Origin of the sequence: Candidatus Methylopumilus planktonicus (assembly GCF_000981505.1) — a bacterium.
Lineage (GTDB): Bacteria > Pseudomonadota > Gammaproteobacteria > Burkholderiales > Methylophilaceae > Methylopumilus > Methylopumilus planktonicus.
Genome location: NZ_LN827929.1, coordinates 135,826 through 160,829 on the forward strand (window position 1 = coordinate 135,826; position 25,004 = coordinate 160,829).

At 34.8% G+C, this 25,004-nt stretch carries 26 protein-coding genes; 14 read left to right on the top strand and 12 right to left on the bottom strand.

What is annotated here, in order from left to right; all coding sequences use genetic code 11:
- Positions 1–64: 64 nt before the first annotated feature.
- Genes BN1208_RS00705 through moaC form a run of 3 tightly spaced genes read right to left on the bottom strand, consistent with a single transcriptional unit; the run spans position 65 to position 2,031 of the window.
- A complete protein-coding gene (locus BN1208_RS00705; RefSeq protein ID WP_046486784.1) occupies positions 65–490 on the bottom strand; it encodes a hypothetical protein in 426 nt (141 codons plus the stop codon).
- Between the two features lie 12 nt (positions 491–502).
- Positions 503–1,477 (bottom strand): tyrosine-type recombinase/integrase, encoded by a 975-nt coding sequence (locus BN1208_RS00710; RefSeq protein ID WP_046486786.1) that lies wholly within the window; start codon positions 1,475–1,477, stop codon positions 503–505.
- A gap of 38 nt (positions 1,478–1,515) precedes the next feature.
- Positions 1,516–2,031 carry a cyclic pyranopterin monophosphate synthase MoaC gene (gene moaC, locus BN1208_RS00715; protein ID WP_046486787.1) on the bottom strand — a complete coding sequence of 172 codons (516 nt, stop codon included), beginning with the start codon at positions 2,029–2,031 and terminating at the stop codon, positions 1,516–1,518.
- Between the two features lie 64 nt (positions 2,032–2,095).
- On the opposite strand from moaC, the gene BN1208_RS00720 reads away from it, so the two are divergent.
- From BN1208_RS00720 to ahpF, 3 genes are all read left to right on the top strand, one after another.
- Positions 2,096–3,532: a beta-barrel assembly-enhancing protease gene (locus BN1208_RS00720; RefSeq protein WP_156157759.1), complete on the top strand. Its 1,437-nt coding sequence runs from the start codon at positions 2,096–2,098 to the stop codon at positions 3,530–3,532.
- 149 nt (positions 3,533–3,681) lie between these two features.
- Positions 3,682–4,248, top strand: coding sequence for an alkyl hydroperoxide reductase subunit C (ahpC, locus tag BN1208_RS00725; RefSeq protein WP_046486793.1), 567 nt, complete (start codon positions 3,682–3,684; stop codon positions 4,246–4,248).
- Positions 4,249–4,311: 63 nt separating this feature from the next.
- Positions 4,312–5,865: an alkyl hydroperoxide reductase subunit F gene (ahpF, locus tag BN1208_RS00730; protein ID WP_046486795.1), complete on the top strand. Its 1,554-nt coding sequence runs from the start codon at positions 4,312–4,314 to the stop codon at positions 5,863–5,865.
- A gap of 2 nt (positions 5,866–5,867) precedes the next feature.
- Here ahpF and BN1208_RS00735 read toward each other — a convergent pair whose 3' ends face one another.
- Positions 5,868–6,470, bottom strand: a complete 603-nt coding sequence (locus tag BN1208_RS00735; protein ID WP_046486798.1) for an HdaA/DnaA family protein — start codon at positions 6,468–6,470, stop codon at positions 5,868–5,870.
- Between the two features lie 122 nt (positions 6,471–6,592).
- On the opposite strand from BN1208_RS00735, the gene purM reads away from it, so the two are divergent.
- The 4 genes from purM to BN1208_RS00755 are packed head-to-tail and all read left to right on the top strand — an operon-like array spanning position 6,593 to position 10,646.
- Positions 6,593–7,648: a phosphoribosylformylglycinamidine cyclo-ligase gene (purM, locus tag BN1208_RS00740; protein ID WP_046486801.1), complete on the top strand. Its 1,056-nt coding sequence runs from the start codon at positions 6,593–6,595 to the stop codon at positions 7,646–7,648.
- 19 nt (positions 7,649–7,667) lie between these two features.
- Complete coding sequence (locus BN1208_RS00745; protein WP_162197750.1) at positions 7,668–8,384, top strand: DUF3108 domain-containing protein; 717 nt, start codon at positions 7,668–7,670, stop codon at positions 8,382–8,384.
- The gene (locus BN1208_RS00750; RefSeq protein WP_046486806.1) at positions 8,374–9,387 is read left to right on the top strand and encodes a DUF3108 domain-containing protein; all 1,014 of its coding nucleotides are present in this window, start codon (positions 8,374–8,376) and stop codon (positions 9,385–9,387) included. The genes BN1208_RS00745 and BN1208_RS00750 overlap by 11 nt, the downstream gene beginning before the upstream one ends.
- A 2-nt stretch (positions 9,388–9,389) precedes the next feature.
- A complete protein-coding gene (locus tag BN1208_RS00755) occupies positions 9,390–10,646 on the top strand; it encodes an RsmB/NOP family class I SAM-dependent RNA methyltransferase (protein ID WP_046486809.1) in 1,257 nt (418 codons plus the stop codon).
- Between the two features lie 4 nt (positions 10,647–10,650).
- Here BN1208_RS00755 and ampD read toward each other — a convergent pair whose 3' ends face one another.
- Positions 10,651–11,217, bottom strand: a complete 567-nt coding sequence (ampD, locus tag BN1208_RS00760) for a 1,6-anhydro-N-acetylmuramyl-L-alanine amidase AmpD (protein WP_046486812.1) — start codon at positions 11,215–11,217, stop codon at positions 10,651–10,653.
- Positions 11,218–11,254: 37 nt separating this feature from the next.
- Here ampD and BN1208_RS00765 point away from each other — a divergent pair, with 37 nt between their 5' ends.
- Both BN1208_RS00765 and BN1208_RS00770 read left to right on the top strand, forming a co-directional pair.
- Entirely contained in the window at positions 11,255–12,256 is a 1,002-nt protein-coding gene (locus BN1208_RS00765) for a sodium:calcium antiporter (protein ID WP_046486814.1), read from the top strand.
- 19 nt (positions 12,257–12,275) lie between these two features.
- The gene (locus BN1208_RS00770) at positions 12,276–12,722 is read left to right on the top strand and encodes an RDD family protein (protein WP_046486815.1); all 447 of its coding nucleotides are present in this window, start codon (positions 12,276–12,278) and stop codon (positions 12,720–12,722) included.
- On the opposite strand, the gene lptG is transcribed toward BN1208_RS00770, so the two are convergent.
- Complete coding sequence (gene lptG / locus BN1208_RS00775) at positions 12,670–13,740, bottom strand: LPS export ABC transporter permease LptG (protein WP_046486819.1); 1,071 nt, start codon at positions 13,738–13,740, stop codon at positions 12,670–12,672. The genes BN1208_RS00770 and lptG overlap by 53 nt on opposite strands.
- Positions 13,737–14,831: an LPS export ABC transporter permease LptF gene (lptF, locus tag BN1208_RS00780; protein WP_046486822.1), complete on the bottom strand. Its 1,095-nt coding sequence runs from the start codon at positions 14,829–14,831 to the stop codon at positions 13,737–13,739. Before lptF ends, lptG begins: the two co-directional genes overlap by 4 nt.
- 45 nt (positions 14,832–14,876) lie before the next feature.
- Between lptF and BN1208_RS00785 the strand changes: the two genes are divergently transcribed.
- Together BN1208_RS00785 and BN1208_RS00790 are read left to right on the top strand one after the other, a co-directional pair.
- The gene (locus tag BN1208_RS00785) at positions 14,877–16,358 is read left to right on the top strand and encodes a leucyl aminopeptidase (RefSeq protein WP_046486824.1); all 1,482 of its coding nucleotides are present in this window, start codon (positions 14,877–14,879) and stop codon (positions 16,356–16,358) included.
- 6 nt (positions 16,359–16,364) lie between these two features.
- Positions 16,365–16,781: a DNA polymerase III subunit chi gene (locus BN1208_RS00790; protein ID WP_046486827.1), complete on the top strand. Its 417-nt coding sequence runs from the start codon at positions 16,365–16,367 to the stop codon at positions 16,779–16,781.
- Here the strand turns inward: BN1208_RS00790 and gcvH are convergent, their stop codons facing one another.
- Positions 16,782–17,162: a glycine cleavage system protein GcvH gene (gene gcvH, locus BN1208_RS00795; protein WP_046486830.1), complete on the bottom strand. Its 381-nt coding sequence runs from the start codon at positions 17,160–17,162 to the stop codon at positions 16,782–16,784.
- A 107-nt stretch (positions 17,163–17,269) separates the two neighbouring features.
- On the opposite strand from gcvH, the gene BN1208_RS00800 reads away from it, so the two are divergent.
- Positions 17,270–18,190, top strand: a complete 921-nt coding sequence (locus BN1208_RS00800) for a serine hydrolase (protein WP_046486833.1) — start codon at positions 17,270–17,272, stop codon at positions 18,188–18,190.
- On the opposite strand, the gene topA is transcribed toward BN1208_RS00800, so the two are convergent.
- From topA to BN1208_RS00815, 3 genes are all read right to left on the bottom strand, one after another.
- On the bottom strand, positions 18,187–20,748 hold the full coding sequence (gene topA / locus BN1208_RS00805; RefSeq protein ID WP_046486836.1) for a type I DNA topoisomerase: 2,562 nt from the start codon (positions 20,746–20,748) through the stop codon (positions 18,187–18,189). The genes BN1208_RS00800 and topA overlap by 4 nt on opposite strands.
- Before the next feature lie 115 nt (positions 20,749–20,863).
- Positions 20,864–21,766 (bottom strand): tRNA 2-thiocytidine(32) synthetase TtcA, encoded by a 903-nt coding sequence (gene ttcA / locus BN1208_RS00810; protein ID WP_046486838.1) that lies wholly within the window; start codon positions 21,764–21,766, stop codon positions 20,864–20,866.
- Positions 21,763–22,509 carry a pteridine reductase gene (locus tag BN1208_RS00815; protein ID WP_046489143.1) on the bottom strand — a complete coding sequence of 249 codons (747 nt, stop codon included), beginning with the start codon at positions 22,507–22,509 and terminating at the stop codon, positions 21,763–21,765. Before BN1208_RS00815 ends, ttcA begins: the two co-directional genes overlap by 4 nt.
- 52 nt (positions 22,510–22,561) lie before the next feature.
- Here BN1208_RS00815 and BN1208_RS00820 point away from each other — a divergent pair, with 52 nt between their 5' ends.
- Together BN1208_RS00820 and trmB are read left to right on the top strand one after the other, a co-directional pair.
- A complete protein-coding gene (locus BN1208_RS00820; RefSeq protein ID WP_162197751.1) occupies positions 22,562–23,701 on the top strand; it encodes a class I SAM-dependent methyltransferase in 1,140 nt (379 codons plus the stop codon).
- The gene (gene trmB / locus BN1208_RS00825) at positions 23,698–24,393 is read left to right on the top strand and encodes a tRNA (guanosine(46)-N7)-methyltransferase TrmB (protein WP_046486842.1); all 696 of its coding nucleotides are present in this window, start codon (positions 23,698–23,700) and stop codon (positions 24,391–24,393) included. Before BN1208_RS00820 ends, trmB begins: the two co-directional genes overlap by 4 nt.
- On the opposite strand, the gene yihA is transcribed toward trmB, so the two are convergent.
- Positions 24,352–24,990 carry a ribosome biogenesis GTP-binding protein YihA/YsxC gene (gene yihA, locus BN1208_RS00830; RefSeq protein ID WP_046486845.1) on the bottom strand — a complete coding sequence of 213 codons (639 nt, stop codon included), beginning with the start codon at positions 24,988–24,990 and terminating at the stop codon, positions 24,352–24,354. The genes trmB and yihA overlap by 42 nt on opposite strands.
- Positions 24,991–25,004 lie beyond the last annotated feature (14 nt).

Consider the following 25,004-nt stretch of genomic DNA (forward strand, 5'->3'; position numbering starts at 1 on the left):
CCATAACGTTGTTGTTATGGTTATATTAGGAGTCTGAGAAACTTAAATTGGTAGCAGTACGTACCTATTTAGAAGATTTGAAATACTCTAAAAGTTTTTGAAGTGGGAAAGATTTTGGAGGTGGAGTTGCGCCAGATTTAATTCGGATATTCTTTTCGATTTCTAATTTAACAACTGGATAATAATATTTTCTTAGTTGCTGATCGTCCTCAAGATGAAAGCCGAGACCGTACTTATCAGCTTTTCTTGCAAAAGCAGTAGCATTATCTAAATAATCATTTTTGTTTGTCATTAGAGGCTTTAGATTGTAGTTATGGTCTACAAAGTCATCGATCATCCTTAAAACCATTTTGTTTACATGAAATCTAAATTCTTTAACTTTATTAGATCCGTGACCTTTGATATTCCAATCATCTTCCATTATTTCAATATCAAAGTCTTCACAATGAATAATTTCTATTGGTTTAGGCGGTATTTTTTTTCTTGGCATAGTCTTTTTATACTACCCCATTTTTATTACGAGATCCTCAGCTTTAATATGAACATATCTTTGAAGCATCTTTAATTCTTTATGACCACTTATTGATGCTAGCTCCAAGATATTAGTGAATTTGACAGACAGCTTTGTGAGAGCCATATGTCTGAGATCATGGAAGTGAACATCATCTACTTTCGCTCTCCTAGCCGCCCTTAAAAAAAAGATTGAAACTGTTCCTTTATTAAGAGGAAAGACTCGCCCTTCAATATCTCTTGGGAGTAATTTGAGAGTCTTAATAGCCTTTGTTGAAAGTGGAACGTATCGTGAATCACCATTTTTCGTGAGCGGTAAAAATGCCACAGATTTCTCAAAGTTAATATTCATCCAAAGTAGTGACATTAACTCGCCTCGTCTCATAGCAGTTTCGAGAGCGAATTCACAAAGCGGTTTCAAGAAGGGATTTATTTTTTCTAATTCGTGTAGCATGCGACTCATCTCTGCATCGTTTAAAACTCTTTCACGACCTTTAGGCTGAGATGGTTTTCTAATTTGTGCTACAGGATTAATAATACCTAGCCCCCATTCACGTCGCGCGTGGTTAATCATGCTGGATATATATGCCAGTTCTCTAATGACCGTGTTGGGTTTTATTTCTTTAAGTCTCTCGTCTCGGTAGTTAGCAATTCTATTTGGGGTTAGCTCAGTAAGATTAAGTTCAGCTATAGGGTTTCTCATCATCTTTCTTAATCTGTAAGTATCTTCAGGCGCGCCTCTAAGGGTTGGTGTTACTTCTTTAAGGTACTGTTGGATTAAATCTTTGAATAAAGTCTTTTGTGCATAGCTTGTGTTGATATAACTTCCGCGATCTATTTCTATTTCAATACTTCTTGCCCACTTCTCAGCATCTGGTTTATTGAGGAAGGACTTTGCTAAGTCTTTCTGACCATTACGTTGAACTCTTGCTTGCCATCTATTATTTCTTAATCTAAAACTCGCCATTTTCTCTCTCCAAAAAGGACAGAAAAAGGACAGCGCTATTATTTCTTCGTTTTAACTACCTTCTTAAGTTTTGCCTTAACCTCTCTTTTGTAAAGCCCAGAGCGTCCCCCAGACTTTTCCACCAAGTGGATATTTGAGATTACCATCGAACGGTCTACTGCTTTCACCATATCATAAATGGTGAGGAGGGCAATGCTAACGGCTGAAAGGGCTTCCATTTCAAGTCCTGTTTGTGCAAGACATTCACAGGAAGATTGACACACAATCGTATTATTTTTTTTATCAATCTTAAATTCAATATCAATTTTTGTAAGGTTGATTGAATGACAAAGCGGAATGAGCCCCCAAGTTTTTTTTGCAGCTTGAATTCCTGCAATTTTCGCAGTGTTTAAAACATCACCTTTTTTAATCAAATTAGCTTGAATGAGCTTTAAAGTGTCTTTGTTTAGTTGAATTGTGCCTTCGGCTATTGCTTTTCGATGGGTAATTGCTTTGTCAGTAATATCTACAAGTTGCGCATTACCTTTTTGATTAATATGAGTTAGTTTTTTCATAAATTTAATTAGTTTATCTTCTCAAACATAGATGTAAGTGATTATTAATCTAGGTATCATACCAATGATGAAATTTAAAATTACATTATTAGCTAGTTTTTTTTGTTGCCTGTCCGTTTTTGCCAATGAATTGCCTGATCTGGGTGACGCATCTCAGCTCATTATATCTGCTAAAGAAGAGCAGGCTATTGCCAAAGCAATTTTAAAGGAAGTGGCAGTTAGCCCTGAAATTGTTCAAGATATTGAGGTGATTGATTATCTGAAAAATTTGGGCGATAGATTAGTCGCATATAGCCCCAACAAAAGACAACAGTTTAATTTTTTTGTAGTTAATGAATCTTCAATTAATGCTTTTGCAATGCTTGGAGGGGTAGTTGGCGTTCATACAGGCTTAATTTTGGCTTCAAATAGTGAATCAGAGGTTGCTAGTGTGTTGGGCCATGAAATTGCTCACGTGACACAAAGACATTTGCCAAGAATGATTGCCCAACAAAAGAATGATTCAATTAAAACTGTATTAGGTATTGCTTTAGCTCTTCTTGTCGCAAGAGCCAATCCTCAGTTGTCAGCTGGAACAATGACTGCTGCCTCAGCCATGGGAGTGCAAAAACAATTGGACTATACAAGAGAGCATGAAAAAGAAGCAGACCGGGTAGGTTTTCAAATTTTGACTGACGCGGGTTTTGATGGTCGATCAATGGTTTCATTCTTTAATACTCTCCAAAGAGGCTCTCGTTTTTCAGAAGGAGCGGCACCTAGCTTCTTAAGAACTCATCCTATTACAACTGATCGTATAAGCGACATTTCAAACAGAGTCAAAGAAAGTCGGTATAGGCAAATACCTGATAACCCTGATTTTATATTTATCAAATCAAAATTGAGAGCTACAAATGGCACCCCTCAATCAGCGGTAGATACCTTTGAAGGAAGCATTAAAGATAAGCGTTATATGAATGAGGCTGCTGAGCGATATGGGCTGGCAATTGCTTATATGAGAAAAAGTGACTTTGTAAGGGCTCGGCAAGAAGTCGAGTGGCTAAAAATGAACTCTAAAAAAAATGCACTGATTGAAACGCTTGCATGTAAATTAGAAGTTTCCACGAATCAACCAACCCAAGCATTAAATCATTATTTAAAAGCGCTAAATATATACCCTAACTATAGAGCTTTAATTTATGGACTAGCAGAACATTATCTAATGACCAATGAAACTGAAAAATCTATCAGACTTATTAACGAAAAGTTAAATACTTATCCTGAAGATAGCTATTTCTATGAATTACTTTCGAAAGCTTATGCAAAAGAAGGGAAAGAATTGCTTCAATATCAAGCTCAATCCGAGGCTTACTATCGTAAATTTAATTTACCGAGAGCAATAGAGCAAATGGACTTCGCCGCTAAATCTAAAGACGGTAATTTTTATCAAAAATCGATTGTGGAGTCGCGCTTAAAACAACTTAAATTTGAGAGTAGCTTCGAAGACACCAAAGATAAAAAATAAAATCATATTTCCTTTCTTCTTTAAATCTTAAATATATTATTTGCTGTGATAAGTATTATAAATTATAGTTATAATAACAATTGATTTTACATATTAAATAGACCTACCTATAATCATCATTTTTCAACCAACCAAAGAAGGAGAAGACGATGTCTTCGTTAGTTAATACTGAAGTAAAACCGTTCAAAGCAACAGCATTTCACAATGGTAAGTTTGTTGATGTTACAGAAGCAAATCTTAAAGGCAAATGGTCAGTTGTAATTTTTATGCCAGCTGCATTTACATTTAATTGTCCAACAGAAGTTGAAGATGCTGCTGATCATTATGCAGAATTTCAAAAAGTAGGTGCAGAAGTCTATATCGTGACGACTGACACTCATTTTTCGCATAAAGTTTGGCACGAAACTTCACCAGCAGTTGGTAAGTCAAAATTTCCATTAGTTGGAGATCCTACACATCAATTAACACGTGCATTCGAAGTACATATTGATGAAGAAGGCCTTGCCTTACGTGGTACTTTTATTATCAATCCAAAGGGTGAAATTAAAACCATGGAAGTGCATGACAATGCGATAGCTCGTGATGTCAAAGAAACATTACGTAAGCTTAAAGCCGCACAATATGTAGCTAATAATCCAGGCCAAGTATGTCCGGCTAAATGGCAAGAGGGTGCTAAAACAATAGCTCCATCACTAGATCTCGTAGGCAAGATCTAATCACAAAAAAATGAAACCCAGGCCATAAGGGCCTGGGATTTCATAAACATCTTAGGGAAGTAAATGGCTCTCGATATAACAATTAAAAATCAATTAAAAGATTACATGGCTAGGCTTGTCAATCCGATTAAGCTTCTGGCAAATCTTGACGAGACAGCTTCATCTCAAGAAATGCTCGAGATGTTAGATGAAGTTGCTTCTTTGTCAGAAAAAATAACTTTAAATAAAGAAACAGATGTTTCTAAAAGAATTCCCTCTTTTGAAGTCAATCGAGAAACAGATCTTACGGGTATAACTTTCGCAGGCATTCCCTCGGGACATGAATTTACGTCATTTGTGTTGGCTTTGCTTCAGGCAGGCGGACATCCAATAAAGATAGACGCTGAAAAAATAGAGCAAATTAAAAATATTCAAGGCAAGTTTCATTTTGAAACTTATATTTCGTTGAGTTGCCATAATTGTCCTGATGTTGTTCAGGCGCTGAATGCAATGTCTATTATTAATTCACACATTTCGCACGTCATGATAGATGGCGCATTATTTCAGAAGGAAGTAGAAGATAAACAAATTATGGCTGTACCTACTATCTTTCTTAATGGTAAGCCTTTTGGTCAAGGAAGAATGGAGCTTGATGAAATTGTAAATAAGATCGACTCAAGTGCTAGCTTAAAAGAAGCTGAGAAAATTTCCAAAAAAGAGACATACGATATTTTAATTGTTGGCGGTGGTCCAGCTGGAGCTTCAGCTGCTGTATATAGTGCACGAAAAGGCCTTCGAACAGGAATCGTGTCCGAGCGTTTTGGTGGGCAAGTGATGGATACTTTAGGCATAGAAAATTTTATTTCAGTCAAAGCTACAGAAGGGCCAAAATTAGTAACAGCTCTTGAAGAACACGTGAAGGAATACGATGTTGATATTATGAATTTACAGCGTGCAAAGAGTATTCAAAAAAATGATGAAAATGCTTTATTTGAAGTCGAGCTAGAAAATGGTGGACAGCTTAAAAGCAAATCAGTGATTGTTGCAACAGGTGCAAGATGGAGGGAATTAAATGTTCCTGGCGAAAAAGAATTTAAAGGTAAGGGTGTAGCTTATTGCCCACATTGCGATGGACCTTTATTTAAAGGTAAACACGTTGCAGTCATAGGTGGAGGAAACTCTGGCGTTGAGGCTACTATTGATCTTGCAAATATCGTAGGGCATGTCACGCTTTTTGAATTTGCCCCAGAACTCAAAGCTGACGATATCTTACAAAAGAGACTCTATAGCTTGTCAAATGTAGATGTCATATTAAATGCACAAACCTTGGAAGTCCTTGGCACTGATAAAGTGAATAGCATGATTTATCTTGATCGAAAAACAAACGAAAAGAAAACGATTCCACTTGAAGGCATTTTTATTCAAATTGGACTTTTGCCAAATACTGACTTTGTAAAAAATACTGTAGATCTCTCTAAGTTTGGAGAAATTATTATTGATAGTCATGGGCAATCTTCATTGAAAGGACTTTTCGCAGCTGGGGATGCCACTACCGTGCCTTATAAACAGATTATTATTGCAATGAGCGAGGGCGCTAAAGCTTCCTTAGGAGCTTTTGATTACTTGATTCGCCAATAAGTTTATATCTTATTGGCTGCAATAATTTCTTTAAGTAGCGGAAGAGTAATAGGCCTTTTGTAACTTAAAGACCATTTATCTAAATCTTCTAAAATAGAAAATAAATTTGGCATATCTCTTTTTAGATACCTTAAGCAATAGTCAATAATATCCGCGTTAAGTTTTATACCCCTTTCATCAGCGTGCCTTAGAAGTGCTAACTTTTTTTCTTCATCTGAAAGAGCTATCACTTCATAAGTTACTCCCCAAGCAAGCCTAGTTGCTAAATCATCTCTTAATTTCATCTGGAGCGGTGAATAAAGCCCTGACACCAACATGTTCTGATGAGATTCTTTGCATCGATTATATGTGTTGAATAATTCAATTTGACCTGAGTCATCAAGCAAATGAACATCATCATGAATCACAAATCCGTGATCAGACGCAATATGAGCCAAATGAGATTTGCCCGAACCTTCGTTACCCCAAAGATAAATGAATTGAATAGGCAGTTTATGAGAGATGATTTGCTTTAAGGTGTGAATCACTTCGATATTTTGACCAACCACAAAATTTTCAAAAGATTGTTTTGGGGTAGGAGATAGAGCTAATAGCATCTGTTTCATGTCTATGAGAAAGCTTATTTAGGTAAAGATAGCCTTAATTATGCACATCTTTAAAATATATTTCGGTTAAAATTTCAATTATAACGACTAACCCAAAAGTTTAATGAAAGAGAGCTAATCTTTTGAATAAAGATGATACAAGAAAAGATAATCAATCCATCACTTATAGAGATGCAGGGGTAGATATTGAGGCGGGGGATGCGCTTGTTGAAAGAATCAAGCCATTTGCAAAAAAAACTATGCGAGCCGAGGTTTTGGGGGGTATTGGAGGTTTTGGGTCCTTGTTTGAAGTACCTAAAAAATATAAAGAGCCTGTCCTAGTTTCCGGTACAGATGGGGTAGGCACAAAACTTAAATTGGCATTCGAACTAAACAAACATGACACAGTTGGGATTGATTTAGTTGCCATGAGTGTTAACGATATATTAGTGCAAGGCGCTGAACCTTTATTTTTTCTTGATTATTTTGCATGTGGCAAACTTGACGTAGAAACAGCATCGCAGGTTATTAAAGGTATTGCAGAAGGCTGTGCTCAGTCTGGATGTGCGCTTGTGGGTGGAGAAACAGCAGAAATGCCAGGCATGTACCCTGAAGGCGAGTATGATTTAGCTGGTTTTGCAGTAGGCGTTGTAGAAAAAAGTGAAATTATTGATGGCAAAACAATTAGATCTGGCGATGCAGTTATTGCCCTTGCATCTAGCGGAGCTCATTCAAACGGATATTCACTGATTAGGAAAATTATTAGTAATGAAAAGGTTGATTTTTCATCGCCTTTTGATGGAAAAACATTAAGAGATATTGTAATGGAACCCACTAAACTCTATGTCAAATCTATTCTTAAGCTTAAAGAGACAATCAAGATTAAAGGTATGGCCCATATCACGGGCGGAGGCATTACAGAAAATATCCCACGGATTTTAGGGGAAGATTTAATAGCGGAAATTCAATCATCAAGCTGGCCACTGCCAAAACTTTTTCAATGGCTACAAGATAAAGGAAATATTTCTAGTGCAGAACTTTATCGCACATTTAATTGTGGAATAGGTATGGCTATTATTCTTGACCAAAAAGATGTAGCTCGTGCAAAGGAAATCTTAGAAGAGTCACAAGAGACTGTTTACGAAATAGGCATCATTAGAAAACGTGAAGCTAATGAACATCCTACTATGGTGATTTAATTTAAACATGAGCAGATTATTGCCATTCAAAAAGTGGCTAGCAGTTTTTCTGTGCTTATTTGGTACGATAGCTTTCTCAAAAGAATTCCCCAATATTTTAGAGTTGAAATACGAACTCACCCAAAACGGGGAGTCACTCGGCACAGTCATTGAAAAATTTATGATTGATGAGACAGGTCACTATCATATAGAGAGCATTACAAAAGGGATTGGTCTTTACGCTCTATTTGGAGATCGCGTATTGATAAGTGAAGGTAAGATTTCATTTGAAGGTTTAAAGCCGAAACGCTTTGAAGTCCATCAAGGAAGTAATGCGAGTAAAAATGCAACCGTAGATTTTGATTGGGATAATCAAATATTAATAACTCGCTATAAAGGTAGTGAAACGAAAGAAAATATAGGAAATAAAACACAAGATTTGATTAGTTATTTATATCAATTTAATTATGAAAATTTTGACGAACCTATGATTGAGTTTGTAGCAGCTACTGGTAAAAAATATAAAAAATACCAATTCAGGGTTGTGGACAAAAAAGTCGAACTTTCATTAGGTAACGTAAATTTTGAGACCACCTCAATTCAAAGTATCGCCGAAAAAGATGGTAAGCCAGAAACTCAAATATGGTTGAACAATAAGCTTTATAAGCTGCCTATTCGTATTCGCTACCAGGAAAAAAATGGCTCAACATTAGAGCAAAATTTGGTCCAGGCAAATATAGATCTCAATGGACTTTAATCGTATTAAAAAATTACTGAAAAGTAATCATGTAAAATTTTTGTCAGCTATTTTTGTTTCAATTTTAATTCATCTTTTTTTATTAGGCGGTATCGATATATACAACCCATTCTTTTTAAAAGAGTCGGATAGTCTAAATATCGTTATTGAAAGTCATCTTGAAAGCCCTTTAAAAAATGATCAATCAGAAGTAGCTCAAAAGAAATCATCTCCCCCTAAAAAGAGCATTAAGAAAAATAAGGAACTAGATAATAGTTCGATAAAAAAAGAGGGAGGCAAAGAAAATGATTTAGATCATAACCTTCAAGGCAATGATGTAACTCAAATTTCAAATGGAGAGGAAAAAAAAGAAATTCAATATAAAAAAGTGATTATTGATTATCATGTAAGAAGAAGCATCGATGGCTCAGCTATTGGCGCTGCAAAAACAATTTATTTACTAGATCAGGATAATCGCTACAGCATCAGGAATGAAGTTGAGGCAAAGGGGTTTGTATCTCTTTTTTATTGGAATAAATTAGTACAAACGAGCGATGGGTTTGTCACTTCAGAGGGCTTGAAGCCCCTTAATTATCATTATCAATTTGGAAGCAAAATAGATAATGCTGCAGTATTTGATTGGGAATCTAAAAAAATAATTACAACAACGAATGGAAAAACAAATGAGTTTGAAATGCTAGAAGCTTCGCAAGATATGTTGAGTTTCATGTATCAATTCATGTTTGAACCCCCTTTAACAAAAATGAAACTGTTCATTACAAATGGTAAATCTTATAAGCCATATGATTATGCTTATATTGGAGATGAAATTATCGAAACTGACATTGATAAGATAGAAACTATGCATATAGCAAAATTTAATTACACTAACGAAGAAAGAATTGATCTATGGCTTGCAAAAGATTATAGATTTATTCCGATAAAGATAAGAAAAACAGAAAAAGATGGAAGTATCTTAGATCAATCCGCTAAAAAAATAGAAATTGAAAGTTTAGGTTTATAAATATGTTAAATCTCAATTTGGTACAGCACTGTGCAAATATTTTGGGTGAAATATTAGATTTTCATGGCCCTGCAGATATGAAATTGAGTAATTATTATAGGGAACATGGTGAACTTGGCCAAAAAGATAGGGGAGAAATCGCTGAATGTATCTGCGGTATCATCAGGCGGCTCAGATTTTTAAAGAAAATAAATGAAGACGATAGTAATTATAAAAAGCTGGTGATTGCTTGGCTAATCAAAACTGAAGGTAGAAGTATTCGTGAACTAGAGCACGGGCTCAGTAAAGATGAAATTGAGTGGGCTAAATCACTAAAATCAAGAAACACTGAGAACTATACCTGGCCTGAGAAATTAAGCTTGCCAGATTGGCTTTGGGATTTATTGGTTGAACAGTATGGCTTAGAAGAAGCAATAGATCTAGGAAGAAGTTTCCTTGAGCCAGCTAAATTAGATATGAGAGTTAATACAATAAAAATAAGTCGAGATGACCTAGTTGATCAGCTTGCAAAAGAAATAGCCGATATTGAGGTTATGACTTATTCACCATCGGGGATCAGAATTGCTCGGGGAACGTCACTAAGTCGCAATAAATTATTTTTAGAAGGAAAGATTGAAGTACAAGATGAAAGTAGTCAAATACTAAGTTTCCTGGTAGATGCAAAAAGAGGAATGATGGTTGCAGATTTTTGTGCTGGCGCAGGAGGCAAGAGTTTGGCAATAGGTGCCATTATGAAAAATACGGGACGTATATATGCTTATGATATTTCTGAAAAAAGAATTATTAATTTAGGTAAGCGACTGAAAAAATCTGGATTATCTAACTTATTTGCACAAAAAATTAAAAATGAAAAAGACGCAAAGTTAAAAAAATTACATGGAAAATTTGATCGAGTGCTTGCTGACGTTCCTTGCAGTGGCACTGGAACATTTAGAAGAAATCCAGATTTAAAATGGAAAAATTCTATTCAAGACTTAGACGAGCTTAACTTGAAACAGCTAGCCATTCTAGATGAAGCTAAAAAACTAGTAAAAAAAGAAGGCCGATTAATTTATTCCACATGCAGCCTTTTAAAAAGAGAAAATGCGCTTATTATTGAAAGTTTTTTAGAGAAGAATAAAAATTTTAAAATAATTTCAGTTAATGATATTTTGATAAAAAATCAAATACCTCTTTCTACAGGTATTTTTTTGGAGCTGACTCCGCATAATCAGAAAACAGATGGATTTTTTGCGGCAGTATTAGAGCGTATTGATTAAAAAATTAACGTTTATACTTTAATTTTTCAGTGTAAAGTTCTATTTTTTTCCAGTCAAAGTAAGGCCCTGGATCTGTTTTTCGTGATGGCGAGATATCAGAGTGTCCCACAATAGATTCAATCGGGTATTGTTTGACTATGCTTTGAATGAGTTTTTCTAGGCATTTGTACTGCTTAGATTCAAAACTATCATAGTCGCTACCTTCCAGTTCAATCCCAATCGAAAAATCATTGCAATTATTAACATGATTCCAAGTCGAATCACCTGCATGCCACGCGCGATCTAAACATGACACAAATTGAATGAGCACACCATCTCTCCTAATCAAGAAATGAGATGATACTTTTAGGCCTGAGATAGATTTAAAGTATTCGTGACCGTCAGGGTTAAGTTTATTTGTAAATAAATCAATGATATTATTGCCCCCATAAATTCCGGGTGGGAGACTAATGTTATGAATTACAATCAAATTAATATTAGACTTATTCGGCCTATTATCAAAGTTAGGCGATAATATAATCTCTGCTTGTTTTGCAAATCCTGCATCGTTTATCAATAGAGATGAAAGCATTGTTAATTTAAGTAGTATTTAAAATTAAAGGAATGAAATGATTTTCTTACAATTATTTTTAATGTTATTAGTTATTCTAGTCGCAGCTGAGATATTTACCAATGCACTTGAGCATTTAGGGGAAAAATTAAAAATTTCGGAGGGCGTCACAGGATCAATTTTTGCAGCTATAGGAACAGCGCTTCCAGAAACGTTAGTTCCTCTATTAGCACTTTTGTCTTCTCATGGAGACGCCAAGACTAATCACGATGTTGGGGTAGGAGCAATTTTAGGCGCCCCTCTGATGCTCTCTACTTTAACAATGTTTATTATGGCTATTTCTGTAATTGGCCATAGAGGACTTGGAGGACATCTAAAACCTGAAAAAACAGGGTTGATTAGGGATTTAGATTTTTTTATATTCTCATTTATCTTCGCTGGAATAGCTTTATTTATTCCTCATACGTCCGAACTCGCTAGAGGGTTAATAGCATTTTTAATGGTTTTTTCATATTTTATATATATTTTAATGACTATTCGAGCATCAAAAAAACTTGTGAGTGAAGGCCACTCAACTGAAGCATCGAATCCTATGTTTATGGAAAGAATTGGTTTGCCAAATAATTATTTGATTATTTCTATTCAATTACTTATTGGCTTAGCTCTTCTGATATTTGGTGCAAAAGGATTTATTTCTGGCATTGAAGAGACTTCATCTATATTGGGAATTTCTGCACTTATTTTATCGATGTTAATTATTCCAATAGCGACAGAGCTTCCTGAAAAAGTGAATAGTATTTTTTGGATTCGCAAAGGTAAAGATACACTTGCATTTGGAAATATAACTGGCGCGATGGTATTTCAAGGAACACTCCTTCCTGCAATTGGCATACTTTTAACGCCGTGGGAGCCAAGAAAAGAAGTTTATTTATGTATCTTTATAACGCTACTTTCTTCTTTGTGGATCAGAACTCTGATTCACAAATCTAATATAAAAGTTTGGCATTTAGGCATAAATGGCATCTTTTATTTTATCTACCTATATTTTGCACTTCATTGATTGATTTAGTTTTTTATTTGTGAAAAAAGATAATCCGCCGCTCATTCGAGTTTATGGTTCTTTAATATATGAATTATTCGCTCTAGTACCCATATGGATGGTGGCAGGATTTATTTTTATATATTTCTTTGATGATTTTTTCGGTGCATATCGCAGGCTAATATTTCAGATTTATTTATGGCTTATCTCAGGATTTTATTTAACTTATTGCTGGACCAAATCAGGACAGACTCTGGCAATGAGAGCATGGAAATTAAAAATAATTTCTAGGCACGGAGCCCTAAGTAATAAATTAGCATGGAAGCGTTATATTTATGCAACCTTTGGAGCGCTTATGGGAGGCATAGCCTTCATATGGGCACTTACAAATAAGAAACATTTATATCTTCATGATCAAATTTTGAATAATCACTTTATTGATGTTCGGTTTTATAAATCATCATCACACCGATTGAAAAAAAGATAAGCGTAGGTATTACAGCACAAGATAGAGGGTGCCAGTCGTTAAGAAGTCCAATATGCCTGAATCCTGAATTCATGATCTGGTAGAAAATACCAAAAAGAATGCCTAGAAATATCTTTACATTTTTACCGCCAGAGCGTTCTTGAAAAAATCCGAATGGAATTGCAAACAATACCATTGCAATAGATGCTAGTGGATAAATTAATTTTTCCCATAAAGCTATTTCATATCTAGTAACTTTTTGTCTATTATTTTTCAGATATTTAATAAAATGTATAAGGCCCATTGATGACATTTTTTCTGGAGAGATAAGCAGAACATTCATCATTTCAGGTTTTATAAGTGATTTCCAATTTGCACTTTTGAGCGAATTCGTAGAAATCTTATCTTGACTAAAAATTGTTTGATCAACATCCTCAAGCTTCCACTCAGATTCTTTAAAGTTACCTTTTTTAGCGTTTGTAATTGTTCTTAGGTGAAAATTATTATCGAATTCATATATATGTATATTTGATAAGCTTGTATCTGGCAAAACATGCTCAACATTAATAAAGCTATTGCTATCTTTAATCCATAAACCAGATCTAAATTCTTGAGTCACAATAGACTCTTTGGCTGTAATTTTTATTTCTTGCGCTTTTTTTTCTGTAAAAGGAGTCACGAGATCTCCCACCGCAAATGTAAATAAAGTAAAAAATAATCCGGTAAATACGAGTGTAAGTGCTATGTGCTTTATCGAGTATCCGCTTGAACGTATAACAGTTAATTCAGAATTTTCAGAAAGCTGCCCGATAGCATACATAGATCCAATAAGGACTGCGATAGGGACGATTTCATAAACATGCCCTGGGATACTAAAAACAACATAACTAAAAATACTAAGTAAGCTATACGTTCCCTTGCCTAAATCATTCATTTCTTGAATGAAATCAAAAAAAGATAATATACCTATAAGCCCAATCATGATCCCGAAAATTGGCAAAACAAACTCTAAATTAAGATATCGATACAAAATTTTCATTTTGTATTTAAGATACTTTTTAAGTTAAATAACGGCTGATTGATTGACCGTCTATAAGTAAAATAAATGGCTACAAATAGAAAAATAAGATGAATTGGCCAAAAACCAATTGTTACACTTACTTTTTTAAGGGTGATGAATGTATTCATGATAGCTAAAAGATTATTGTAGATAATAAAAATTAACACAGCAAAAATAATATTAAGAGATCTTCCTGCCCGAGGATTGGTAAAGCTTAAGGGAATAGCTAAGAAAACTAATAGAATGCATGAAATGGGAGATGCAATCCTCCACTGAAGTTCTAATCGGTCCCCTAGAGTATTAGATTTAATTACATCAGAAAGTTTTTTACTATCAATACTTTCTATATAAGGCTCAACAGGTTGTTGGGCAGTCAATATGCCATATTGATCAAATTCAGTAGTAGAAAACTCTTTTGTATTTGGAATGCCCTCGTACCTTCGGCCTTTTTGTAAAATAATATAGTTATCACCTTTGCTTGAAATTTCTCGATGACCATTGCTAGCAATCACCACGCCTAATTTATTATTGTGCTTTGTTTGTACAAAAATATTTTTTACAGAACTTCCTAATTCATCAAAGCTTTCAATATAAAATACTCGATCTAAACTTTTTGATTCTTTAAACGTCCCTGGATTAAGCCTTGACAATTCATCGCGACTTTTTAATTGGTTCTTAAATTGATCGGCAGTTCTGACCGCCCAAGGGTTTAAAAAAAGTGAAAGAAATGCCACCATGAATATTGCCGGCAAAGCAAAAGAAGCAATTGGTTTAATAATCTTTGCGAGACTTAAGCCAGAGCTAAGCCAGATAATCATTTCTTGGTCACGATACCATCGAGAAAGCGCAAGAAGTACTGCTAAGAAAATAGACAAAGACAAAAGAAGGGGGGAATATTTGATAAGATTAAGCCCCAGAATTGTCATGATTGAATCATTCGGGATAGCACCCTTAGCTGCATATCTGAGATAAAATGTAATTCTTTGGGCCATTACTATACTCATAAGTACCAAAAGTGCCGTAACTGAATTAACAAGCAGTTCTTTTTTTAACGAGCTTCTAAATAGCATTGATTTTTCCCGTTTTTAAAATTCGAGAATATTTAAGGAATATATATGAAATTTAGCATAAAAACAGATCACCCGGAGAAACAACGATCAGATGTATTAGTTCTCGGAGTTTACGACTCACTTAAGGTTGCATATGACAAACCAATTTTAAGCATATCTACGATTAACTATATTGCTTCTATTTTGAAACATGGTGATATGAGTGGTAAAGCTGGCTCTTCTCTTATTTTATATAATGTACCTGGAATAAAGATCCCAAAAATACTTTTAATAGGCCTAGGTAAAGAAAAAGAGCTAGATGGGAAAAAATACTGTGCCGCAGTAAGAGCTATGATTTATGCACTTAAGAAAATGGACGTTAAAACAATTTCATCTTATATACAAATTGCTCCAGTTATAGAAAGTGATATTGCTTGGAATATTGAGCACTTTATAAACGAAGTTATGGACGCGAGTTATGAATTCGCTGAGCTCAAAACAATCAATAAAAAAACTAAAAAAACTTTTGATTTTCTTGTGAATGTAGATAAGAAAAATCAAAAAGTCGCTGAGGCAGCGCTAAAGAAATCCTTTGCATTAGCAAAAGGGATTGAGCTTACAAAAACGCTTGGCAATCTCCCACCTAACATATGTACACCCACTTATTTGGGCAAAAAAGCTCAAGAAATTGGAAAAGAGCATGGCATGAAGATTGATGTTTTAGATCAAAAACAAATTGAAAAATTAAAAATGGGTTCTTTCCTTGGTGTAGCTAAGGGCAGCAGACAGCCCCCAAAATTTATTATACTTCAGCATAATAAAGGTAAAAAAACACAAAAACCCATTATTTTGGTAGGCAAGGGCATTACGTTCGATGCAGGTGGCATATCAATTAAACCTGCAGGTGATATGGATGAAATGAAATACGATATGTGCGGAGCGGCTAGCGTCCTCGGTACCTTTGAGACGATTGGCCTATTAAATCTCCCCATGAATGTCATTGGAATAATTCCAACATGTGAGAATTTACCTGATGGATTAGCTGTGAAACCCGGAGATATTTTAACCAGTATGTCAGGCCAAACAATTGAAGTATTAAATACTGACGCTGAAGGAAGATTAATCTTATGCGATGCATTAACTTACGCAGAGAGATTTAATCCAGAGGTCGTAATTGATATTGCAACTCTCACAGGGGCATGTGTAATTGCTCTTGGGCATCACGCTTCAGCCTTGTATAGCAATGACGATAAGTTAGCTAAAGATCTTGAGTCAGCAGGTCAAATATCTATGGATCGTGTATGGCGTATGCCGTTGTGGGAAGACTATCAATCACAACTCGATAGCAACTTTGCAGATATGGCTAATATTGGCGGAAGAGCAGGAGGTAGTATTACTGCGGCTTGCTTCTTGTCTAGATTTGCAAAAAAATATAAATGGGCTCATTTGGATATTGCAGGAACTGCATGGAAATCCGGAAAAGCTAAAGGAGCCACGGGAAGGCCGGTTGGATTATTAACACAATATATTTTAAATAAAATATATTAAACTTTCATGACCTATATAGATTTTTATTTTAATGTAGAAAATAAATTTAATAAAATTCACGAAATCTTAGAAAAAGAAATTTTTCGAAAAAGAAAAATATATATATCAGTAAGTGATTTAAAGGGCGCTGAGCTATTAAGCGACTTTCTTTATTCAGCTGCAGTCACTTCATTCCTACCGCATATGATAGGAAGTAATGAAGAGAGCGCGCCTGTTCATATTGATTGGGAACATAAATCTTTAAGTGATGACTTTATGGTTAATTTAAAGTCAGATATTCCACATTCTTTTTCAAGGTACTTGAGGCTTATTGAGATTGTGTCCAACGACGACGAAGACAAGAAAAAAGCAAGAGATCGTCTAAAGTTTTATCGTGATCGCGGCTACGAGATTAAGCTGATTGATGTTACAAAAGAAATTTAATTAGCGAGTGAGTTCGGAGTATTGAGAAGCGTCTAAAAAAAGCTCTTTGTTATTTATGTCATCTTGAGATGACATTTTACAAATCCAAGTTTCATAGGGCTTGTCGTTAATTGACTCTGGAGATTTTTGTATATTAGGGTTAATTTCCATCATCACACCATTGAGCGGCCCTATTAAATCAGAAGCTGTTTTGACTGACTCAATCGTACCAAAGGCAATATCTCTTAAGATCTGACTTTGTAATTTGGGGAGCTCTACAAAAACGACATCACCTAAAAGATTTTGTGCGAAATCAGTAATACCAATTTCATAAATAGCATCCCCAATGGATTTAATCCAGAGGTGTTCACGTGTATAGATAAGTGTATTTGGAATATTCATAATAAATTAGTTAAAAGCAATTTTATCTTTAAATACATTAAGTTAATGACAAATATGTTTTTTTTGTTTATTATCGCGTAAATTTAGTATGAATAGGAGATTACAGAATGAGAGAACGTATCAGACTTTTTTTCATCCTAAGCATTACTTTTTTTCTTGCATTACCTTCAATCACAGTCCAAGCAAAACCATCAAAAGCAGAGATAGCTCGCATATCTCGAGCAGATACCAAAACCAATAAAGACGGCCTTTTAAGGGTAGCCTCTTCAAACGCTCTTATTGTAAATCAAAATACTGGCGAAGTATTATTTGCTAAAGATACTGACGCTTTAACTTCTATTGCTTCAGTTACTAAGCTGATGACTGCTATGGTAACTTTAGATGCAAATCTTTCTATGGATGAAGAGATTGCCATCACCAATGAAGATGTAGATACGGTAAAAAATTCAAGTTCAAAATTGCCAGTGGGAACAGTCTTGCCCCGCTCAGAATTGCTTAAAATTGCTTTGATTGCTTCTGATAATCGTGCAGCATCGGCTTTGGGTAGAAATTATCCAACAGGAAAAGCTGGTTTCGTAAATGCCATGAATATTAAAGCATTACAACTTGACATGACGCGCAGTGAATTTGCAGACCCTACAGGGCTTAATAATCATAATATGTCGACAGCTGAAGATCTTGTAAAGATGGTAAAAGCCGCATACCAATACCCTGAAATTCGAGAAATTACAACGACAGCTTCATACGAAGCTTACGTTAAAGGGCATCGTGCGCCAGTAAATTTTAGTAATACTAATGGACTGATAAGAAAGAGTGACTGGATTATTGGCTTATCAAAAACTGGCTTTATCCAAGAAGCTGGAAGATGCCTAGTCATGCAAGCTATGATAAGTGGACAGCCTATGATTATAGTATTACTTAAATCTTATGGAAGTGCTACTCGAACTGCAGATGCAAATAGAATTCGTAAGTGGATCGAAAAAACCTCTTCAATTTCTCATTTAAATCAATCTAAACAAGACAGCTAAACTTTTTTAGCTTTTATAGCTTTCTTCTTTGCTGCAGGTTTTTTAATAACTTCTTTTTTCTGAGATGTTTTCTTAACAGTTGTTTTTTTAGCTACTGTTTTCTTTTTGCCCTTGCTCGAAGCTTCTTTATGAGTAATTAGTATTAGAGCCTCTTCCAAAGTAATTTTTTCGATATCCTGATCTTTTGACAAGGTAACTTTAGTAGAGCCTTTTTGAAGGTAGATGCCATAGCGACCATTAAAAATTTCAACCGAAAGGTTTGCTTCGGGATCGTTACCCAAAATTCTTAAAGGAGCATTTTTAGCAATAGCTTCTGCTATTAGCTCAAGAGCTCGATCCAGTGTGATATCAAAAATAGATTCGGATCTTGGAATAGATTTAAATTTGCCATCATAATTTACATAAGGTCCAAAACGTCCAATATTTACAATCACTTTTTTGGCAGTTTCAGGGTGGAGACCTAACTCTTTAGGAAGAGATAGAAGATTTAATGCTATATCTTCATTTAAATCACTCAATGAGGTTTCTTTGGGAACACTAACGCGCTTAGGTTTCTTTTTGCTATCTTCTTCTTGAACACCTACTTGAAGATAAGGTCCATAGGGACCTACCAATAGAAGAACATCTTTTCCGGTTTCAGGATCTTTGCAAACAAGAACAGGCTCATTAGTAGCGCTTGAATCACCATTTACATTTCTTGTGTAATCACAATCTGGGTAGCCTGAGCATCCAATGAACTTACCTCTCCTACCAAGTCTAGAGAATAAAGGTTTGCCGCATTTAGGACAGTCTTCATTAATAGCTTCTTGTGTAATTTCAGCTCGATCGATATTTGATTTTTCAATAATTGTTTTATTGAAGTCATCCCAAAAGCTTTTAAGAAGCGGAATCCATTCTTTATTATTATCTGCAATTTCGTCTAAAGAGCTTTCAAGACCAGCAGTAAAATCATAATCTACATAGCGGGTAAAATGCTCAGTTAAAAATTTATTAACTACACGACCTACATCAGTAGGCATAAATCTTTTTTTATCGAGAATGACATATTCACGATCTTGAAGTGTTGAAATAATACTTGCATAGGTAGAAGGTCTCCCAATGCCGTACTCCTCCAAAGATTTGACTAGGCTGGCTTCAGAGTATCTGGGCGGTGGCTCAGTGAAATGTTGATCACCATAAATTTTATCAATAGTTAGAATTTCACCAGTTTCAAGTGGAGGTAATTTAAGAGAGTCTTCATCTTCATTTGAAGCGTCATCTAAGCTTTCAGTATAGATAGCAATAAATCCTGGGAATATAAGCGTTTGCCCCGTCGCCCTAAATAAATTTGCTTCAGAGCCAATTGCAAGATCAACACTCACCGCATCAAACTTTGCTGGCGTCATTTGGCTAGCTAAAGATCGCTTCCATATCATTTCGTATAACTTAAATTGTTCAGGAGACAATTTACCGATAAGGCTCTGGGGTGTTCGACTAATATCTGTTGGTCTAATAGCTTCATGTGCCTCTTGCGCATTTTTTGATTTTGTTTTGTAAAAAATAGGCGCTTTAGGTAAATAATCTGCTTCAAAATTTGACTGAATGTATCCTCTAATTTGATTCATCGCTTCATTTGAGAGGGAGAGTGAATCAGTCCTCATGTAAGTAATTAATCCTACGGCACCGCTGCCAGTATCAAGGCCTTCATATAGCTGCTGGGCAATTCTCATGGCTCGGCTCGTTGTAAAACCCAGTTTGCGAACTGACTCTTGTTGAAGTGTTGATGTTGAGAATGGGGGCGCAGGGTTGCGCGTTCTCTGTTTTTTTTCAACGCGCGTTACTTTTGTTTTTCCAGCACTTTCTAGAAGCAATTTACCAACAATATTTTCGTGATCTTCTTTTGAAGTAATAGTAAATTGCTCCACTTTTTTATTGTCGAGCTGAACGAGTTTTGCTTGAAATTTATTTTTAGACTTAATAGAATCTAAATGAATCGTCCAATATTCTTGGCAGATAAATTTTTCTATTTCAATTTCTCTTTCAATAATAAGCCTTAGTGCTGGGCTCTGAACTCTTCCCGCCGATAATCCTCTTCTGATTTTCTTCCAAAGTAGAGGTGATAAATTGAAACCTACAAGATAGTCGAGCGCTCTTCTAGCTTGCTGAGCGTTGACAAGAGGCATTGATATATCTCTAGGATGTTCAATGGCATACTCAATAGCTGATTTTGTAATTTCCTGAAAAATGACTCTTTTAATTAACTTATCTTTAGTTAATTTTTTTTCATTGAGTATTTCCAGGATATGCCATGAAATGGCTTCTCCTTCTCTGTCAGGATCCGTAGCTAGATAGACTTCATCAGATTTTTTTACGGCCCTTGCGATTTCATCAACATGCCTGGAGTTTCTTTCAATAATTGCATAATTCATTTTGAAATTATTATCTGTTTCAACGGCACCTGTTTTTGGAATAAGGTCACGTACATGACCATAAGATGCCAAAACTTCGAATTTATTGCCAAGATACTTTTGAAGAGTTTTGGCTTTAGATGGTGATTCAACAATTAAAAGTTTAGACATTAGGGGTTTCTAGATCAAAAATTTGGGTGAATAATAAATTTAAATCTTGATATACACAAGGTGACTATACTAACTTAGTTAAATAAATTACGTTAATTAAATTTAAATAATGATTTTAAGAGGCAATATTCTCTGTAAAAAAAGCAAAATTATTTAAGTCTGCATTAAGATTTCTGATTAAGTCTTCCGTAAAAAGAAGGTCATCCTTTTCTTCTTTGCTGGATTGATTAAGATTTTCGAAGTCATATAGTCGCCGGTCTCCTAAGTGTGAGGGTTCAACATTAGATATGGCTTTATATATATTGTTAACTCGTCCCGGTTGCTCTTTCTCCCATTCTATCAACATCCCTTTTATTTTTTTCCTTTGAAGATTTTCTTGTGAGCCACATAAATTACAAGGAATAATAGGAAAATTCATTCGAGACGCATAGCTTGAGATCTCTTTTTCTGAGCAGTAAGCTAAAGGCCTAATAATAATATTTTTACTATCATTGGAGATTAGCTTTGGTGGCATTGCTTTTAATTTAGAACCAAAAAACATATTAAGAAAAAGTGTCTCAACAATATCATCACGATGATGGCCCAAAGCAATTTTATTAATATTAAGTTCTTTTGCTGTCCTATAAATAATTCCGCGTCTTAAACGAGAACATAAAGAGCAAGTAGTTTTACCACTTGGTATTTTTTCTTTAACGATTGAATAGGTGTCTTCAGTAATAATAAGATGTTCAACGCCTAAATTTTTTAAAAAATTAGGCAATACGTCTGCTGGAAATCCTGGTTGTTTTTGATCTAAATTCATCGCAATAATATCAAAATGAATAGGCGCTCTCTCTTTTAGAGCTAGTAAAAACATCAGCAATGAATATGAATCTTTTCCACCGCTCATACATACGAGGACTCGATCATTATTTTCAATCATATTAAAATCAGTTATTGCTTTGCCAGTTAAGCCAATAAGTTTATTGCGCAATTTGAGAAAGTTATTGGTTGCATCAATTGGCACTTGCGTAATCATAGCGAAATAGATCTTCCGCCATCGACGGCTAAAATATGTCCTGTAATAAATGGAGCGTCCAGCACTAAAAATTTAACTGCCATTGCAACATCTTCCGGTGTACCCATTTTTTTTAATAGCGTTTGAGAAATAACTCTTTGTTTATAAATATCGTTAAATTCTTCATTATTTTCAGGCCACAAAACTGGACCTGGAGCAACAGCATTAACCCTTACATCTGGACTTAATTCTTGAGCTAAGGATTTTGTTAATGTAGTAAGGCCTGATTTGGCAATACTATAAATAATATAATTTTTCTTTGGTTTATCTATATGGGTATCTGTAATATTTATAATGCAGCCCTTAGTTTTAATAAGTTGATCTGCTGCAAGTTGAGATAAAAATAAAGGCGCCTTCAAATTGCTGCCAATAAGATCATTCCAATTTTTTTCATTCATTTGACCAATTTCGGTGGGGTAATAACTTGAGGCATTATTTATGAGGATATCTAATCTGCCATATATATTAATTGTTTGCTCGATTAGACTGGGTAATACATTCATATTCACAAGATCAGCTTGAACAATACTTGCGGAATCTTTACGAATTTTATTAAGTTCCTCTTGTAGCTTTTTTGCTTCATCAGCTGAATGACGATAGTGAATCATTAAATCGATATCCGATTCATGAAGTATTTTGCAAATTGCCTGCCCAATTCTTTTGGCGCCGCCAGTAACTAGAGCAATTTTTCTAATAGATTTCATAGGTTTATGTATAAATGATTTCACTCTATTATAATCTATACCTATGCCATCCATGCCTATAGCCTCGGAAATTGAGATTCAATTAAGCGAGCAATTAAAAACAAAAATCATTCAATCTATTCATTCTAATGATGGATGGATAAGCTTTGATCGCTTTATGGAGCTTGCACTTTATGACCCTGAATTCGGTTACTACACTGGAAGTTTAAGAAAGTTTGGTGAAAAAGGTGACTTCGTTACAGCCTCTGAAATATCAAGTTTTTTTGCAAAAACAATTGCTATTCAGTTTAAAGAAATTTTTCGTTCATTAGATAAAAATATAATTGAAATTGGAGCTGGATCAGGCAAGTTTGCACTTGAAGTGATCCAGTCCTTGGATAGCGAAAATATTGACCATTATTTTATTTTGGAAATAAGTCATTCATTGAGAAAGCACCAATACGACCTTTTAATAAAACATTTGTCCCCACATTTGTTCAGCAAGGTGCTTTGGATTGATGAAATTCCCCAAGAATATAAAGGAATTGTTTTCTGTAATGAACTTTTAGATGCACTACCAGTAGATTTGATAAAAAAAGTGTCAGGTATTTATTATCAAAAAGGGGTTGGTCTAGAAAATGATCTATTTGTTTGGAAAGATAAGATCATCAAAGACCTATCTATTTATGACCACATTAATCTAGAAAGTCTTCCAGACAATTATCTTATAGAAGATGCAATTCATATTAAAAGTTGGATTAATAAAATCAACGAATCTATTGCCAAAGGCGTTGTAATAATTATTGACTATGGCTTCAATCACAGTGAATATTTTCACGAGCAAAGATCTCAAGGAACGCTCATGTGCCATTTTAAGCATCATGCTCACGATAATCCCCTTATTCAGGTTGGAATCCAGGATATTACAAGCCATGTTAATTTTAGTTATGTTGCAAGAGAGGCTTCTAATTTAGGGCTCCATATTAATGGCTTTATTTCTCAAGCAAATTTTCTTATTAATTGCGGCATATTAGAGTTACTTAAAACCGTAAATATAGAAGATAGCGCTTTATATATGAAATCAGTATCGGAAATTCAAAAACTACTATCCCCTTCAGAAATGGGTGATTTATTTAAAGTCATGACAATGGAAAAGAATATGGATATAAATTTTATAGGGCTTAAAAATAATAATAAAGTCACAAAGTTATGATTAATCAGGATAAAGAGAATATTAAGAGACGGCCTATTAGAAGTTATATTCTAAGGCAAGGAAGAATTACAAAGGCTCAGACAAATGCTATTCATGAAAGCTTTCAAAAACATGCTGTGATTTTTGAGAATAAACTAATCGATTTCAATGCTGTATTTGAAAATAAGAGTAGAGATCTTATATTGGAAATTGGATTCGGTATGGGAGCTTCTACTGCCGAGATTGCGAGATCTAATTTGAATAAAAATTATATTGCGATTGAAGTCCACTCGCCGGGCATAGGCAATTTACTTAAGCTAATTCAAGAAAATAATATTTCTAATGTGAAAATTATTCAACATGACGCTGTAGAAGTTCTTAATTCAATGATAAAGAACGACTCCCTAGATGGCATTCATATTTTCTTTCCTGATCCATGGCCTAAAAAAAGACACCAGAAAAGAAGGCTTATACAATTAAATTTACTAAAACTTATTGCACAAAAGATTAAGAAGGGCGGTTATTTGCATATCGCAACAGACTGGGAAGATTATGCTTTTTGGATTATTGATCTTTTGGATAAAGAAGAATTATTGCAAAAGACGTCTGATGATTTTTTCAAAAAACCTGATTACCGTCCTTTAACGAAATATGAAAATCGAGGCATTAAACTAGGCTACAAAGTTTGGGATATGATTTACAGGCGTATTTAACCATTTGCCAACGACCGTTTCAACCTCATCAACGCCTTGTTTTTTTAAGCTGGAAAAAAGCTGAACCGTGCATTCAATACCAACGGACGCCCCCCACTTTTCATCAATTTCTTTTTGAACGCTACGAAGTATTTTATGTGAGGCTTCACGAGAAAGTTTGTCTGCTTTAGTTAATAAAATATGAATAGGTTTTTTATTTAACGAAAACCACTCTAACATCTGTTGGTCAAGAGGGGTAAGAGGATGCCTTATGTCCATAACTAAAACAAGGCCAAAAAGGCAAGATCGTTCAGACAGATAAGTTGCTAGAATTTTTTGCCAATGATCTTTGATAGCTTGAGGTACTTTGGCATAACCATAACCCGGCAAGTCGACTAGAAAACGATTTTCCCCCAGAGAAAAGAAATTAATAAGTTGTGTTCGCCCTGGTTGCTTACTTACAAAAGCAAGACGATTATGATTGGCAAGCGTATTAATAGCGCTAGATTTTCCTGCATTTGATCTTCCAGCAAAAGCAACCTCAATGCCAGTAGGTGGAGGCAAATCACTTAAATGGTGAGCAGATATATAATATGATGCGTTTTGAAAAATAGCCATGCGCTTTACCTAAC